General features: G+C 32.8%; 16 protein-coding genes. 12 read left to right on the forward strand and 4 right to left on the reverse strand.

Features of this window, described 5'->3' with window-relative positions:
* Window positions 1-537: 537 nt before the first annotated feature.
* From Q0663_RS12655 to Q0663_RS02305, 3 genes are all read right to left on the reverse strand, one after another.
* Window positions 538-909, reverse strand: coding sequence for a DUF3667 domain-containing protein (locus tag Q0663_RS12655; protein WP_367171428.1), 372 nt, complete (start codon window positions 907-909; stop codon window positions 538-540).
* A gap of 118 nt (window positions 910-1,027) precedes the next feature.
* Window positions 1,028-1,414, reverse strand: a complete 387-nt coding sequence (gene apaG / locus Q0663_RS02300; protein WP_299006327.1) for a Co2+/Mg2+ efflux protein ApaG — start codon at window positions 1,412-1,414, stop codon at window positions 1,028-1,030.
* A gap of 50 nt (window positions 1,415-1,464) precedes the next feature.
* The gene (locus tag Q0663_RS02305) at window positions 1,465-2,697 is read right to left on the reverse strand and encodes a DUF5103 domain-containing protein (RefSeq protein ID WP_299005674.1); all 1,233 of its coding nucleotides are present in this window, start codon (window positions 2,695-2,697) and stop codon (window positions 1,465-1,467) included.
* Window positions 2,698-2,858: 161 nt separating this feature from the next.
* Here Q0663_RS02305 and Q0663_RS02310 point away from each other — a divergent pair, with 161 nt between their 5' ends.
* The 6 genes from Q0663_RS02310 (at window position 2,859) to nqrF (ending at window position 8,961) form a co-directional block, all read left to right on the forward strand.
* Entirely contained in the window at window positions 2,859-4,211 is a 1,353-nt protein-coding gene (locus Q0663_RS02310) for a Na(+)-translocating NADH-quinone reductase subunit A (protein ID WP_299005676.1), read from the forward strand.
* 3 nt (window positions 4,212-4,214) lie between these two features.
* Window positions 4,215-5,420 carry an NADH:ubiquinone reductase (Na(+)-transporting) subunit B gene (locus Q0663_RS02315; protein WP_299005678.1) on the forward strand — a complete coding sequence of 402 codons (1,206 nt, stop codon included), beginning with the start codon at window positions 4,215-4,217 and terminating at the stop codon, window positions 5,418-5,420.
* A 2-nt stretch (window positions 5,421-5,422) separates the two neighbouring features.
* The gene (locus Q0663_RS02320; protein WP_299005680.1) at window positions 5,423-6,163 is read left to right on the forward strand and encodes a Na(+)-translocating NADH-quinone reductase subunit C; all 741 of its coding nucleotides are present in this window, start codon (window positions 5,423-5,425) and stop codon (window positions 6,161-6,163) included.
* Window positions 6,164-6,165: 2 nt separating this feature from the next.
* Entirely contained in the window at window positions 6,166-6,810 is a 645-nt protein-coding gene (locus Q0663_RS02325) for an NADH:ubiquinone reductase (Na(+)-transporting) subunit D (protein ID WP_299005682.1), read from the forward strand.
* An 85-nt stretch (window positions 6,811-6,895) separates the two neighbouring features.
* Window positions 6,896-7,645, forward strand: a complete 750-nt coding sequence (gene nqrE, locus Q0663_RS02330) for an NADH:ubiquinone reductase (Na(+)-transporting) subunit E (protein WP_028891370.1) — start codon at window positions 6,896-6,898, stop codon at window positions 7,643-7,645.
* A complete protein-coding gene (gene nqrF, locus Q0663_RS02335; RefSeq protein WP_299006329.1) occupies window positions 7,642-8,961 on the forward strand; it encodes an NADH:ubiquinone reductase (Na(+)-transporting) subunit F in 1,320 nt (439 codons plus the stop codon). The genes nqrE and nqrF overlap by 4 nt, the downstream gene beginning before the upstream one ends.
* Window positions 8,962-9,272: 311 nt before the next feature.
* On the opposite strand, the gene Q0663_RS02340 is transcribed toward nqrF, so the two are convergent.
* Window positions 9,273-9,734, reverse strand: a complete 462-nt coding sequence (locus tag Q0663_RS02340) for a Na(+)-translocating NADH-quinone reductase subunit F (protein ID WP_299005686.1) — start codon at window positions 9,732-9,734, stop codon at window positions 9,273-9,275.
* 69 nt (window positions 9,735-9,803) lie between these two features.
* Between Q0663_RS02340 and Q0663_RS02345 the strand changes: the two genes are divergently transcribed.
* The 6 genes from Q0663_RS02345 (at window position 9,804) to Q0663_RS02370 (ending at window position 15,383) form a co-directional block, all read left to right on the forward strand.
* Entirely contained in the window at window positions 9,804-11,162 is a 1,359-nt protein-coding gene (locus tag Q0663_RS02345) for a DEAD/DEAH box helicase (protein WP_299005689.1), read from the forward strand.
* Window positions 11,162-11,521, forward strand: a complete 360-nt coding sequence (locus tag Q0663_RS02350; protein WP_299005692.1) for a Na(+)-translocating NADH-quinone reductase subunit F — start codon at window positions 11,162-11,164, stop codon at window positions 11,519-11,521. Before Q0663_RS02345 ends, Q0663_RS02350 begins: the two co-directional genes overlap by 1 nt.
* Before the next feature lie 116 nt (window positions 11,522-11,637).
* A complete protein-coding gene (locus Q0663_RS02355; RefSeq protein ID WP_299005695.1) occupies window positions 11,638-12,201 on the forward strand; it encodes a uracil-DNA glycosylase family protein in 564 nt (187 codons plus the stop codon).
* 74 nt (window positions 12,202-12,275) lie between these two features.
* Complete coding sequence (gene hflX / locus Q0663_RS02360) at window positions 12,276-13,475, forward strand: GTPase HflX (RefSeq protein ID WP_299005698.1); 1,200 nt, start codon at window positions 12,276-12,278, stop codon at window positions 13,473-13,475.
* Window positions 13,476-13,845: 370 nt separating this feature from the next.
* A complete protein-coding gene (locus Q0663_RS02365; protein WP_299005701.1) occupies window positions 13,846-14,550 on the forward strand; it encodes an energy transducer TonB in 705 nt (234 codons plus the stop codon).
* A 101-nt stretch (window positions 14,551-14,651) separates the two neighbouring features.
* The gene (locus Q0663_RS02370) at window positions 14,652-15,383 is read left to right on the forward strand and encodes an energy transducer TonB (RefSeq protein ID WP_299005704.1); all 732 of its coding nucleotides are present in this window, start codon (window positions 14,652-14,654) and stop codon (window positions 15,381-15,383) included.
* The last annotated feature ends 27 nt before the right edge of the window (window positions 15,384-15,410 follow it).

The following is a 15,410-nucleotide window of genomic DNA, read 5'->3' on the forward strand; positions in this document are numbered from 1 at the left end:
GTGTTTACAATAAAGTATTTTACTAGGGTTTTAAAGAACGACTGCCCGTAAAACTTTTTCATTGCTATAAATAAATATAGTAAAAAAAGCACTGAAAAAATTGTAGGTAAATTATTGCCACCTTTATTGATGAAGCTTATAATGTAAAAAATACTGGCGAGTAAGAAAAATACGGTTTGAACATGAAAAACAAAGACTAAATGTTCAACATAAGTGTATTTTCTTCGGGTGTATATAAATGCTAAGAAAAGAGTAAATAAAGGAAGTAAAACAAATAACGAAATAGAGATGTACGAGAAAAGCTGTTTGTTGAACTTGTTACGTTCATCGTCGTTTCTTACATATGAGTTTACGAGTTTAACTTTAGAGTATAAAAAACGGTTACTAAAATTCTTTTCAATTTTTAAACTATCTAGAGCGCTTTCAGTAGAAAGGTTTGGTTTTCTTCTTTAAACTTTAAAAAACTATAAAATACAGAATTGTTAATATGATTTTCAACTGAGTCTAATTCGGTTATTGAATCTTTTTTATTAGGTTTTAAAGAGTCATTTTTTTTTTGGGATTAAGTTTTATTTCTCCAAATACAAGGTCGTGTAGTTGACTAATATTAAGCTGTGTTTTCTTTTTGTTTTCAACGTTAATACTTAAAAGTGAGCTATTTTTAGGATATCCATTTCTAAGTTTTTCAAAATGGTCATAACTATTAATTGCTCCCAGAGTCAAAAAGAAAATAATTGTAGTAGCTAGATAAAACCGAAACGGATTAGTGTATCGAATTCTTCTTCCTTCAATATAGTCTTTTGAAACTTTTCCAGGGTTAATTAGCAAAGGAATTAATGTTCTCCAAAACTTCGTGTCTAAAGAAAAGAAACCAGCAAAAAGTTCACGTAAGAAAACACTTAAGGTAATTTTTTTCCTCTATTATGTTGTCCGCATTCAGGGCAAAATTTTTCACCACGAGTAAAAGGATATCCACAATTTAAACAGTTAAGGTCTTTTATAACTGTAACTTTATTTTTTTTGCTCATTAGTTTAAAATAGCAGTAGTAGTTAATTGAAAAGTTGGTATGATAACTAGGAATTCTTCTAAAGTTTTAGTGTTAATCATTTTATAGTTGCCGCCCATTGCTCCTGTTGTTGAGAGTAAGAAGCAATTAGATTTATAGTTGTAAATATCGTTTGGTTTTAAGATAGGAGTTTCTCCAACAACACCTTCGCCTTCTACATATTCAGTATTGTTAAGAGCATCGAAAATGACCCAAAATCGCTCAAGTAGTTTTACGGTTTCTTTTGATCTGTTTTCAATAGTGATGTAGTAGCTAAAGGCATAGTATTGCTGATAGCCCCTGTAAACGGTTCCTTTGAAAGAAGTTTTTACCGAAATTTTTATCCCCTTAGTTACTTGCTGAAACATAGGATAAAGATAGTTCTTTTTCACTTTTTAGTCAATGTTTATTATGAGACTCACCTGTTTTGATTAAAATATCCATTACCTACACCTATTACTCTGTCATAAATTTCACCAAAAGGTTTGTAGTAAACAATCACAGTGTATTCGTTTTCAGTTTGATAAAATGAACCATCGATTTCATGTAGATTTACAGAGTTTTTTGAGTTTAAAGTAGCGTAACTGTAGTTGTAAAACCCTTGTTTAAAAGGTAAAATAGCCTTGTATATTCCTTGACTAGAATCGTAGGTCATTTTATTTTCTCGTGTCAATTCGTAGTTGTTAAAAGCTCCATAAACATAAACTTCCTTGTTTTCGTAAGGCTCAAAAGCATCTAAAGAGAAATGAACTAAAGAATAATCAGCTTCAGTGTTATCTCTGTTATCAGCAACATCACGTTCAGTGGTTCTTATAACAAACTGTCCGTTAATATCAGGGTTGTAGGTATATGTTTTATCAGCCCTAGGCTCGTCTGTGTAGAGGTAGCTGTGGTATACGTTTTTGCGTTCTACTTTAGCAATATTTAAACTAGAGTTTCGTATCAGTTTAGTGTCAAAATTTAAAAACTCATTTCCACCCCAGAAATTAGTTTTTTCAGTGTGATTATATAAAAGTTGTTGAGGTTTTATAAAAATAGGTTGAAGATTAGTAATAGCTGTATTCCAATTATGGTTTTGAAACAATGTAATATTAATTTCTTGTGAAGGATTGTTGATTTGTAAATTGGGATGGTTTATTGAAAATTGAACAGTTTGTTGTTTGTTGGCTGTAGTGGCATTTCTACTTCTAAAAACAGCTACACCTACAGTGGTTAAATCTTCATAAAAAACACATCTTCTGGTAAAAACTACCTCGTAATTTTCATCAATAACAGAAATTAAATAATTGCCACTTTTGGTGATAATGGTGTTCTGATTAGGGATTTCTACCCAATAATGCGTGTAGGGCTGAAGCGTGTTGAATGAATTTGAAAAATTGATGATTTCGTTTTGTTCAAAACCTTGAATGTATTGGTTGCTAGTCATAGTGCTAGGTTTCCAATCATGTGTCATGTGTTCAATTTTGTATTGATATTGTTTGCTATCAGCCTCTAAATCATCAAAAGATAGTTTTAAAACATCTCCTAAACGTACAATTGGTGCGTATTGTTCAGAATTGTGCATAGGACGTAGTTGAACTGTTTTTATGTTTTGAGCATAGTTTGAAATAGCACAGAAAAAAATAGCGATAAATAAGTTTCTTATTTTCATGATATAACAAAAATATCAAAATATACGCCAAAGACAAGGTTTTTATTTAGAATAAATATAAATAAAGAGGTAAAGTAAATATATGGATTGTTTTGTTCTGTAAAGGGGGGTAAAATTTTTAAATTTGCGTGTTTTTAAGAAAATCAAATTAATCAGTTCCTATGTCAAAAGACATCCGTATTAAGAAAGGCTTGGATATCAAGCTAGTTGGCGAGGCAGAACAGGTAACTACCGAACTTCAATCAGGTAGTGTGTTTGCAGTAAAGCCAGATGATTTTCACGGCGTTATTCCTAAAATTTTAGCAAAAGAAGGTACAGAAGTAAAAGCAGGAGAAGCACTTTTTTATTCAAAAAGTGATGAGCGTGTTTTATTTCCTAGTCCTGTTAGTGGTAAAGTTACAGAAATCGTTCGTGGAGCACGAAGAAAAGTTTTAGCAATTAAAATCACTGCTGATGCACAGCAGGAATACAAAGATTTTGGTAAAAAAGATGTAGACGCAATGTCTGGAGAAGAGGTGAAAAATCACTTATTTGCTTCAGGTTGTTGGCCATTTGTAAAGCAACGCCCGTACGACGTAGTTGCAAATCCAAATCAAGCACCAAAAGCAATTTTTGTATCAGCCTATGCAAGTGCGCCTTTAGCAGCTGATTATGATTATGCGTTAAAAGGTAAAGAAGCAGAGTTACAAGCAGCTTTAACAGCGTTAACAAAGTTAACTACTGGTAAAGTTCATGTTTCTGTAGCGGCGAATTCAACATTATCTCCATTTAAAGGAGTTAAAGGTGTTGAATTACATAAGGTTTCTGGACCACACCCATCTGGTAATGTGAGTACACAAATCGCACAAATTAGTCCTATTAACAAAGGAGAGGTTGTGTGGGTAGTAACACCACAAGACTTAGTAGTTATTGGGGAGTTATTATTAACTGGAAAGTTTAATATTACTCGTACTGTTGCTTTAGCAGGATCTAAATTTAACAAGCCACAATACGTAACTGCTAAGGCAGGAGCGCAAATTGCTGATGTTGTTAAAGGAAACTTAGAAACTACTAATGCACGTGTTATTAGCGGAAACGTGTTAAGCGGAACGCAAGTAGGAGAAGAAGGTTTCTTAGGATATTACGATAATGTAATTACTGCAATTCCAGAAGGAGATGATTATGAATTCTTCGGATGGAATAAACCAATTTTTAATAAAATTTCTACTTCTAGAGCATTAACATTCTCTTGGTTAAATCCGAAGAAAAAATATGACTTAAATACTAATACTAACGGTGAGCACAGAGCATTTGTGGTAACTGGTTCGTATGAAGAAATTTTTCCGTTAGATATCTATCCGATGCAATTATTAAAAGCTTGTATGTATAAAGATCTTGACGAAATGGAAGGATTAGGAGCATATGAAATTGCACCAGAAGATTTTGCATTAACAGAATTTATTTGTGTATCGAAACAACCTCACCAAAAAATAATTCGTGAAGGATTAGATTTAATGAGAGAAGAATTAGGATAAGATATGGGCTTAAAACAAAATTTACATAATTTAAAAGAGAAATATAAAGGTACTAAGATGGCACCTGCGTTTAACGCAATCCACACCTTTTTATATTTGCCAAATGAGACTACTCATGGAGGAACTCATATCAAGGCAGCCGATGATTTAAAACGTACCATGAATACAGTAATTATGGCATTAGTACCATGTTTACTTTTCGGTATGTTTAATGCAGGGTATCAACACAACGCTGCAATTAATGGCTTTACTGAAGGAATGTCTTTCTTTAGTGGAGACTTTTGGAATATGGACAACTTCCTAGTTGGTTTAACTAAAATTTTACCATTAGTAATTGTATCGTATTTAGTAGGTTTAGTAATCGAATTTATCTTTGCTGTAATTAAAGGACACGAAGTAGAAGAAGGTTACTTAGTAACAGGAATGTTAGTTCCGTTAATCGTACCAGTAGACTTACCATTATGGATGTTAGCTGTAGCTGTAGCTTTCGGTGTTGTAATTGGTAAAGAAGTATTTGGTGGTACAGGAATGAACATCTTAAACCCAGCCTTAACCATTCGTGCATTTTTATTCTTCGCATATCCAACTTGGATGTCGGGAGATAAAGTATGGGTTCACGGTGCAGTAGAAGCTGCAGGAACTGCTGATGCAATTTCTGGTGAAACAGTTTTAGGAAGTTTAGCACAATCACAACCAATTAGTTATTCAGTTTCTGATATGTTCTTCGGATTTATTCCAGGTTCAGTAGGAGAAACTTCAACATTATTAATCTTATTAGGAGCTTTATTCTTAATCTTTACAAAGATTGGAAGCTGGAGAATCATGTTATCTTCAGTAATCGGAGCTTTAGTAATGGGATTCATCTTCAACCAAGTGGTTGATATGGGGTGGATTGGTGAAACGAGTAAGTTTTACGGATTAATGAGCTTAGATTTCTGGAAGCATTTATTAATTGGAGGATTTGCATTTGGTGCGGTATACATGGCAACTGACCCTGTAACTGCAGCACAAACTAACAAAGGGAAGTGGATTTACGGTTTCTTAATTGGATTTATCTCGATTATGATTCGTGTATTCAACCCAGCATATCCAGAAGGAGTAATGTTAGCGATCTTATTAATGAACGTATTTGCTCCAACTATCGATCACTACGTTGTTCAAGGAAATGTAAAGAGAAGATTAAAACGTTTAAAAGCTAAAACTGCCTAATTATGAGTAAGAAGACAGATAGTAATGGATATACGGTAGTATTCGCAATAGGAATGGTACTAGTAGTGGGTGCGTTGTTAGCTTTTACAGCGTCATCACTTCGCCCAACAATCGATGCAAACAAGCGTATTGAAAAGCAACAAAACATTTTGTATGCAATGGGTGTAAACGAAAATGACGAAACAAGTATTGAATTTGTTTCAAAAGATAAAGTAGCAGATGAGTTTGCAAAATACATCAAAAAGCAATTAGTAATCGAAGGAGAAAACGTTTCTGAAGATGCTAACGCATATTTAATTGATGTTAAAAAACAACAAACAGCAGCTAAAGAAGGTAAAACAAGAAAATTACCATTATTTGTAGGTGAAAAAGATGGAACTACATTTTACATCGCACCAATTAGAGGTAAAGGTCTTTGGGATGCTATTTGGGGATATGTTGCAATGGATAAAAACATGGTGGTACAAGGAGTTTTCTTTGATCATAAAGGAGAAACGCCAGGTTTAGGAGCCAACATTAAGCAACGTTACTTTATGGATGATTTTATTGGTGAAGATTTAATGAACAACGGTTCTTTTAAAGGAATTGCAGTTTCTAAATCTAACAATGATCCAAAGAATGAAGATAAAAATGATAACGAGGTAGATGCAATTGCAGGAGCAACTATTACAGGAGACGGTGTAGCTGCAATGATTAAAACCGAATTAGGTTTATACGTACCTTACTTTAAAACATTAAAATAAATATGGGACTTTTATCAAAAAAAGACGCAGCGTTAATTACTGATCCATTAGCAGATAATAACCCAATTACTATTCAAGTATTAGGTATTTGTTCTGCATTAGCAATTACGGCAGAGTTAAAAGCTTCAATAGTAATGTCTTTATCGGTATTATTTGTATTAGGAGTAGGAAATGTGGTAATCTCATTAATGAGAAATATTATTCCATCAAAAATTAGAATTATTGTACAGTTAATCGTAGTAGCAACCTTAGTAATTATTGTAGACCAAGTGTTAAAAGCATTTGCATACGACTTAAGTAAAACCTTATCGGTATTTATTGGGTTAATTATTACCAACTGTATTATTATGGGACGTTTTGAGGCTTTTGCTTTAGGTAACGGACCTTGGAGATCTTTCTTAGATGGTATTGGTAATGCTTTAGGATACGCAGTAATCTTAATTATTGTAGGATTCTTTAGAGAGTTATTCGGTTCAGGTACTTTATTAGGATTTAAAGTATTAGGAGATCCTATCGAAAAAACAGGATTGTATGCTTTAGGATACGAAAACAACGGATTTATGTTATTATCACCAATGGCGTTAATTGTTGTGGGTATTATTATTTGGGTACAGCGTACAAGAAATAAAGCATTAGTAGAAGATTAAAATAGTAATGAGATGTTAGATATGAGAATTGAGATGCTATCAATAAACTCACTACTAACTACTCAATACTAAATACTATAAAAATATGGAACATATAGAATTATTTTTCAAGTCGATATTTATAGATAACATGGTATTCGCAACCTTCTTAGGAATGTGTTCATACCTTGCAGTATCTAAAAAAGTATCAACAGCCGTAGGTTTAGGAGCAGCCGTTATTTTCGTATTAGCGGTAACTGTACCAGTAAACTGGTTGTTAGATCAGTATTTATTACAACCTGGAGCTTTAAAGTGGTTAGGAGCTGAGTATGCAGACTATGATTTAAGTTTCTTATCATTCATCATGTTTATTGCAACCATTGCAACCATGGTACAATTGGTAGAAATTATTGTAGAAAAATTTGCACCAGCATTATATAACTCTTTAGGAATTTTCTTACCGTTAATTGCTGTAAATTGTGCAATTTTAGGAGGATCGTTATTCATGCAATCTCGTGAAATCCCAACATTAGGTTTATCATTAACTTACGGTGTAGGTTCTGGTATCGGATGGTTCTTAGCAATTTTAGCAATTGCAGCTATTCGCGAAAAAATCAGATATTCATCTGTACCACCAGCGTTAAGAGGATTAGGAATTACATTTATCATTACAGGTTTAATGGCTATCGGATTTATGAGTTTCGGTGGAATGTTAACAGGTGGTGATGATGAAGGTAAAAAAGAAGAAACTACAGCAGTTCAGGTTGAAAAGAAAGAAGTAGAAGAGAAGAAAGTTGAAACAACTGAAGAGAAAGCTGAAGAATTAGCTAATAACACTAAAGAAATTACAGAATAATGGTATTTTTAGAAGTAAGCACAGGAGGAACAGTTGCTATTACAGTATTAGCGTTTTTGGCGGTAATCTTAGTTTTAGTAGCTTTATTATTATTTGTTAAGCAAAAATTGGCACCATCTGGACCTGTAAAGATTACAATTAATGGTGAAAAAACAATAGAAGTAGCATCAGGAGGTACTTTATTATCTACATTAGGTAATGAAAAAATCTTTTTACCATCAGCTTGTGGTGGTGGTGGTTCTTGTGTACAATGTGAGTGTCATGTAAATTCAGGTGGAGGAGAAGCTTTACCTACAGAAACACCACACTTTACACGTAAAGAATTACAACACGGTATCCGTTTAGCATGTCAGGTAAAAGTAAAGCAAGATATGGATATCTCTATTCCAGAAGAAATTTTCGGAATTAAGAAATGGGAAGCAACTGTTGTAAGAAATTATAACGTAGCAACTTTTATTAAGGAGTTTGTAGTTGAGATTCCAGAAGAAATGGATTATAAAGCAGGTGGGTATATTCAAATTGAAATACCACCATGTGAAGTAAAATATTCTGATATGGATATTTCTGCACATCCACAAGATCATCCAGGTGAACCTGATAAATTTGAGGCTGATTGGGATAAATTTAACCTAAGGCCATTGGTAATGAAGAATGAAGAAACTGTAGAGAGAGCATACTCTATGGCTTCTTATCCAGCAGAAGGAAGAGAAATCATGTTAAATGTTCGTGTAGCAACACCTCCTTTCGACCGTGCTAAAGGTGGATGGATGGATGTAAATCCAGGGGTGGCATCTTCGTATATTTTTAATCAAAAGCCAGGAGATAAAGTAACTATTTCTGGACCTTATGGTGAATTCTTTATCAATGATTCTGATGCAGAGATGTTATATGTAGGTGGTGGAGCTGGTATGGCACCAATGCGTTCACATATTTATCATTTATTTAGAACTTTAAAGACAGGTAGAAAAGTAACATACTGGTACGGAGGTCGTTCTAAAGCAGAGTTATTCTACATTCACTACTTTAGAGCGTTAGAAAAAGACTTTCCAAACTTTAAATTCTACTTGGCATTATCTGAGCCATTAGAAGAAGATAACTGGAAGGTTAAAAAAGATATTAATGATGAAAGCGGAGATGGTTTTGTTGGATTTATTCACCAAGTTGTAATAGACCAATATTTATCTAAGCATGAAAGTCCTGAGGATTTAGAATTATATTTCTGCGGACCACCATTAATGAACAAAGCAGTACAAAAAATGGGTGAAGATTTTGGTCTAGATGACGAAAACATCCGTTTTGATGACTTTGGAGGATAATCACTCAGTGATTTTAAAATATAAAACCGATACATTATTAATATTGTATCGGTTTTATATACAAAAAAAACAACCATTTATAATTAATAATCAGTCATTTGTAGTTTTTTTAACGTTTAGTTAAACTTAATAGCTTTCTTTTGTAGTCATCTACTAAAATATTTAAAACGAAGCTAAATCTATGAATTGCCCAAATTGTCAATCTATTTCTATTAGAAGAAAGAGAAGAAGTTTTTTTCAAAAAATTATCTTTTTTAACAAGAAAAAATTTAAGTGTTTTGATTGCAAAAAGATGTTCTTTGCAAGATGATTTATTCGTAAATCACATCAAATTTGTAAACAGGGTTATCTTGTTCATATTCAAAAACTTTAGCATAATCCATAACATTAGGAATGTTTTCTAGTTTGCACAAGTGAGCAACGACAGCACACAAACCATTAAATAAAGTTTCTTTATGTGTTGGGTTTTGAGGTTTGGGATTGTAATGACAGAGCGGAAGCGTAAATCCGCAAGCTTCTAAAAAAACTTTTTCAATTTGTAAGAGTTCTAAAGGAGAGTAACCATTAAATTTTCTACCTAAATTTTGATGTACCCTACCTATATAGCTTAACTCTAGCGAGCCATGACCATTTGTTAAATGTTTCCAGCTATCTCGGTTATCTAAAATATTACCAACCGCACAAGCTGAACAACATTCAGGGTTTAATTCGTCACTATGAAAAGCATTATAAAGCTTTATAAGTGCTTGCTCTAATCTTTTAGGTGTTTCCATAATCAATAATGAATTAAGTCCTTTAAATATACAAAATAATGGTTGTACCTTTGCATCAAATTATTGTTAATGACTACTTTTCAAGATTTAGACTTATCAAATCCACTACGAAATTCAATTGAAGAATTAGGTTTCGTTAATCCAACACCTATTCAAGAACAAGCATTTCCTGTAATTCGTTCAGGAAAAGACGTAGTGGGTATTGCTCAAACAGGTACAGGTAAAACCTTCGGGTATTTATTACCTATACTTCGTGATTTAAAGTTTTCAAAACAACAACATCCTAGAGTGATGATTTTAGTACCTACACGTGAATTAGTGGTTCAGGTAGTTGAAGAGATTGAAAAGCTAGCAAAATACATTACGTTGAAAACTGTAGGGGTTTATGGAGGTGTTAATTTGAACCGTCATAAAGAAGCAGTGATGCAAGGGGCAGATATTATAGTAGCTACTCCTGGGCGTTTATACGATTTAGCATTAAGTAATGTATTGAAGCTAAAATCTATTCAGAAGTTGGTAATTGATGAAGTAGATGTTATGCTTGATTTAGGTTTCCGTTTTCAGTTGTTAAATATCTTTGATTTACTACCACAACGACGTCAAAACATTATGTTTTCGGCAACTATGACGGAAGATGTAGAGGCATTAATTGATGATTTTTTTATAGCACCGCATAAAATAGCCATTGCAGTTAGCGGAACTCCGTTAGATAACATTCAGCAAATAAGCTATGATGTTCCGAATTTTTATACAAAAGTCAACTTATTGAACTATTTGTTATTCGATAAATCGGAGTTTAACAAAGTATTGGTGTTTGCACCGAATAAGCGAAATGCAGATAGATTGTTTGATTGTGTAGCTGAAGAATTTCCATCACAAGCTTGTGTAATTCATTCAAATAAAACACAGAACTACCGTTTGCGTTCTATTGAACAATTCAACAAAGGAGAAAAACGAATTTTAATTGCAACCGATGTAATTGCACGTGGATTAGATTTGGAGGAAGTTACGCATGTGGTAAACTTTAATGTACCACACTTCCCTGAAAACTATATGCACAGAATTGGTCGTACAGGTCGTGCAGAACATGAAGGAAAATCAATTTTATTTGCTACGGAAAAAGAGCAGGAAGCTAAACAACGAATTGAGGAGTTGATGAATTATACAATTCCGAAGTTAGAAATTCCTGAACAAGTTGAGATAACCAAGCAATTAACGGAAGAAGAACGTCCGAAGGAAGAAAGAGAAGTAAATAAAAATAGAACTTCTCAAGAGTATGAAGCAGGTCCAGCTTTCCATGAAAAAAAGGAAAAGAATAAAAAAACAAATCAAGGAGGTTCGTATAGAAGAGAGCTTGCTAAGAAATACAAAAAGCCAAAAACTAGAGGCGATAAAAACTATAATAAACGCAATAAGAAACGTAAATAATGCAAGAACTTACCAAGCAAGAACTCCACAATTTAGGAATGAATATTGTGGGTAAGAAACTGCAAGAAATGGGGTATGAATTTGTTGCAATCAATAGCGAGTTGAAAAAACATCCGCAGTTTGTGTTGTATAAAAAAGGAGAGCCTACCATTTTTGTATTGGTAAAAACTACAAATAACATTCAGTCACCACAAGAATATGATGTGTTATGGATGGAAACCTTTAAAGAACATGCAAAAAATCAAAACGCAAAAGTTTGGTATGCAGGAATTGGTATTGCGAATGCAGAGAGTGTAGAGCTACCTGTTTTTAAAGATCAACCTTATTACGTAGCTTTTGATGATTTTATTAAGTTTTAATACTTGTCATATCGAGTGATTTTGTTCTTGAGGAAAGCGAATAAGAACAAAATTATGTAAAGACATCTCTTAGTAATAAAGCATTTTAAATCGATAGGATTTTAGTATTTTTAACTATGGAAGAATTACTAGCCGATATTCGTAAATGTACTATTTGTAAGGACTTTATAGAACCTAATCCTGTTGTTTTAGCCAGTAAACGGTCAAAGACCATTATTGTTGGTCAAGCACCCGGAACAAAAGTACATCAATCAGGTATTCCTTGGGATGATGCTAGCGGAAAACAACTGCGAAATTGGTTAGGAGTAACTGATCATCAATTTTATGATAGTAATAATTTTGGGATTATTCCTATGGGATTTTGTTATCCAGGAAAAGGAAAATCAGGAGATCTACCACCAAGAAGAGAATGTGCTCCGAAATGGCATCAACCTTTATTAAATGAAATGCCCAACGTACAATTAGTTATTTTAATTGGGATGTATGCTCAGAATTACTATCTAAAAGACAAGGCAAAACGAACGCTTACCGAAACGGTAGATGCTTTTCACGAATATTTACCAGACTATTTTGTGTTACCACATCCATCACCAAGAAATCGATTTTGGTTAACTAAAAATCCTTGGTTTGAAAAGGAAGTATTGCCTCAATTAAAAAAGATAATTAAAGAGTTACTGTAGGACTAAAAAATAACCCAGTTTTCAAACAAATAAGTTAATTACTTTACATTGATAAATTCGTACTTTTGTAGCGTATGATAGAAACACGAGAAGCCATATCAGAAAAAGCGGTTTTAATAGGAATTATAACCCAACATCAAGACGAAAAACAGTCAGAAGAGTATTTAGATGAACTAGAGTTTTTAACTCTAACAGCAGGGGGGGTTGCAGTAAAGCGTTTTGTACAAAAGCTTGATAAGCCCAATCCGAAAACTTTTTTAGGGACGGGAAAGCTAGAAGATGTTAAAGCTTATATAGATTCAAACAATATTGGAACAGCTATTTTTGATGACGAATTATCTCCAGCACAGCTAAGAAATATCGAACGTTTTTTAGATTGTAAGATTTTAGATAGAACCAACTTAATCCTAGATATTTTTGCTAGTAGAGCACAAACAAGTTCGGCAAAAGCTCAGGTTGAATTAGCGCAATATCAATATTTGTTGCCTCGATTAACACGAATGTGGACCCACCTTGATAAACAAAAAGGGGGAATTGGTATGCGTGGGCCAGGAGAAACAGAGATTGAAACTGACCGTCGAATTATTCGTGATAAAATTTCATTGCTAAAAAAGAAGCTCGAAACCATTGATAAACAAATGGCGGTACAACGAAAGAACCGTGGGAAAATGGTGCGTGTTGCTTTAGTAGGTTATACAAACGTTGGGAAGTCTACTTTAATGAATGTAGTTAGTAAAAGTGAGGTTTTTGCTGAAAATAAGCTATTTGCAACCCTAGATACTACGGTAAGAAAAGTCGTCATTAAAAATATTCCATTTTTAATGACTGATACTGTTGGGTTTATTAGAAAATTACCAACTCAGTTAGTAGAATCGTTTAAATCTACGTTGGATGAAGTTAGAGAAGCCGATTTACTACTGCATGTAGTTGATATTACGCACCCAAACTTTGAAGATCATATCGCTTCTGTAAACAAAATATTAGACGAAATTAATAGTAAAAATAAGCCCACAGTTATGGTATTTAATAAGATAGACGCTTATACTCATGAAACTATTGATGAAGACGATTTGGTAACAGAAAAAACAAAAAAACATTACACGCTAGAAGACTGGAAAAGGACATGGATGTATGATTTAGGAACAGAAAGTATTTTTATATCAGCCTTAAATAAAGATAATTTAGAAGACTTTAAAGAGAAGGTATATGAAGAGGTAAAGAAGATACATATACAGCGTTTTCCTTATAATGATTTCTTATATAATGAATACTAGTTTTTTACGCTAAAAAAACATAACGATAACATAAAAAAGAACTTAGATAATTGCTGTTTAAGTTCTTTTTTACTATATTTATAATCGTTAACATAGTATTTTTATGCTTTTTTCAAGCATTGTAAATCAGTATTTTTAAACATTTTATCCCCCTAAAAAATGAAAAATAATATAACTTCACATAAGAAATCTGTACGATTTTTATTAGAACATCAAGTTAATAAGAGTTTATTCATTAATACTCAAAACTTAGTTTAAACAATCCTAAAACTTGCTAGTATTCATAAAGCTTTTAATTTTTAAATAGAGGCTGAAAGAATTGTCTGCTCAATTTTTGTTGGGTTACCGTGTTTTAACAAAACAGATTGTGATGAAAAAAATAATAATATTCTTGTTAGCTATTTTGTATAGTACGCATTTATTAAATGCACAAGAAAAATGTACATCTCAAGATCATAAAATACAAGATATTAATACTGTAGATAAATGTTTGATTGAAAAGCATGATGACAGTAATGATGAAGCTTCTACAATGGTTACCACAGTTACTAGTAGAAGATATTTAAAAAAGCGTGTTTATTTTGAAAAAGTTACTCGCTTAGCAGAAGACTTAAAAGCGAAAGAAATGCATACTTTCAATGCAATTAATAATTTAAAACTAGCTCGTTTAAGCAATCCTGCCCCAATTTTTAGAACTGTAGAAAGTAAGGGGATTTCTTTTGATGTAGTTGAAGAAATACCAATGTTTTTATCGTGTGCAGATGATTCAATAGATAAAACAGATTGTTTTAACTACGAAATGCAACAGCATATACTTAATAATTTAGTTTATCCAGTAAAAGCTTTAGATGAAGGGATAGAAGGAAGCGTGCAGGTAAGTTTTATAATTGACGAAACAGGTAAGGTAACAAGTATAAAAACAGAAGGTGAAGGAGTGCATGAAATCTTGAAACAAGAAGCAGAAAGAATTGTGTTGTTGCTCCCGAATTTTAAACCAGGAAAACAAGCTGGTTCGCCTTCAAAAGTATCCTATAGTTTTCCAATGAGCTTTACATTAAACACCGGTGTAGATTAACTGCTAAAAAATTTAATTTTTCACAAAAAAAGAGTAATTTTGCGCGCTGAAATATTTAGTCAATTAATCAATTGACTTAGAGATTGTTAAAACCCTTAAGTGTGAAAAAAGTAATTTTATTTATATTTTTAGTTTGTTTGTATACTACAAATGTAATGTCTCAACGTGAGGTTTGTGAAACTCCAGAAGAAACTTTAGACCTAAATAGTATTACTAAATGTACCATTGAGCCTAAAAGTAAAGACAATAAAGGTACGCGTCAAATCTCTGTTAAGGTTTCAGCAAACAGAAGATACTTGAAAAAAAGAGAAGTGTTTAAAAAGAAAGCTGTTTCTTCAGGTTCAGAGTTGTCTAGTGTAGGAACAGCTGAAGTTGAAAACACAAATCAACTTGCAGAAATTTCTCAGCCATTAACAATAAAAAATAACATCGAAGATATTACCAGTAAATTATCAGCAGAAGAAATAAAAAATGCTGAGAAATTTAGTACTGTAGATAAAATCCCTCTTTTTACAGCTTGTAAAAAAGCTAAAAAAGGAGAACGATTAGATTGTTTTAATGTTGAAATGGTAAAACATATTCAAAAACACTTCAGATACCCTAGTCAGGCGGTAAAAGAATCTGTTCAAGGCGAGGTTTGGGTTCGTTTTATTATTGATAAAAACGGACAGGTTAAAAACATCAAAACCTTAGGGCCTAAGGGCGGAGAGTTATTAAATAACGAAGCGGTTCGAGTTGTATCTCAATTACCTCAATTTATCCCTGGAAAAAAACAAGGAGATAACGCTTCAGTTAAATACGGATTCCCAATCATGTTTGCTCTAGATGAGTAAATAAATCAATAATAATTTACAAAAACT

Source organism: uncultured Tenacibaculum sp. (genome assembly GCF_947504135.1).
In the GTDB taxonomy this organism is placed as follows: domain Bacteria; phylum Bacteroidota; class Bacteroidia; order Flavobacteriales; family Flavobacteriaceae; genus Polaribacter.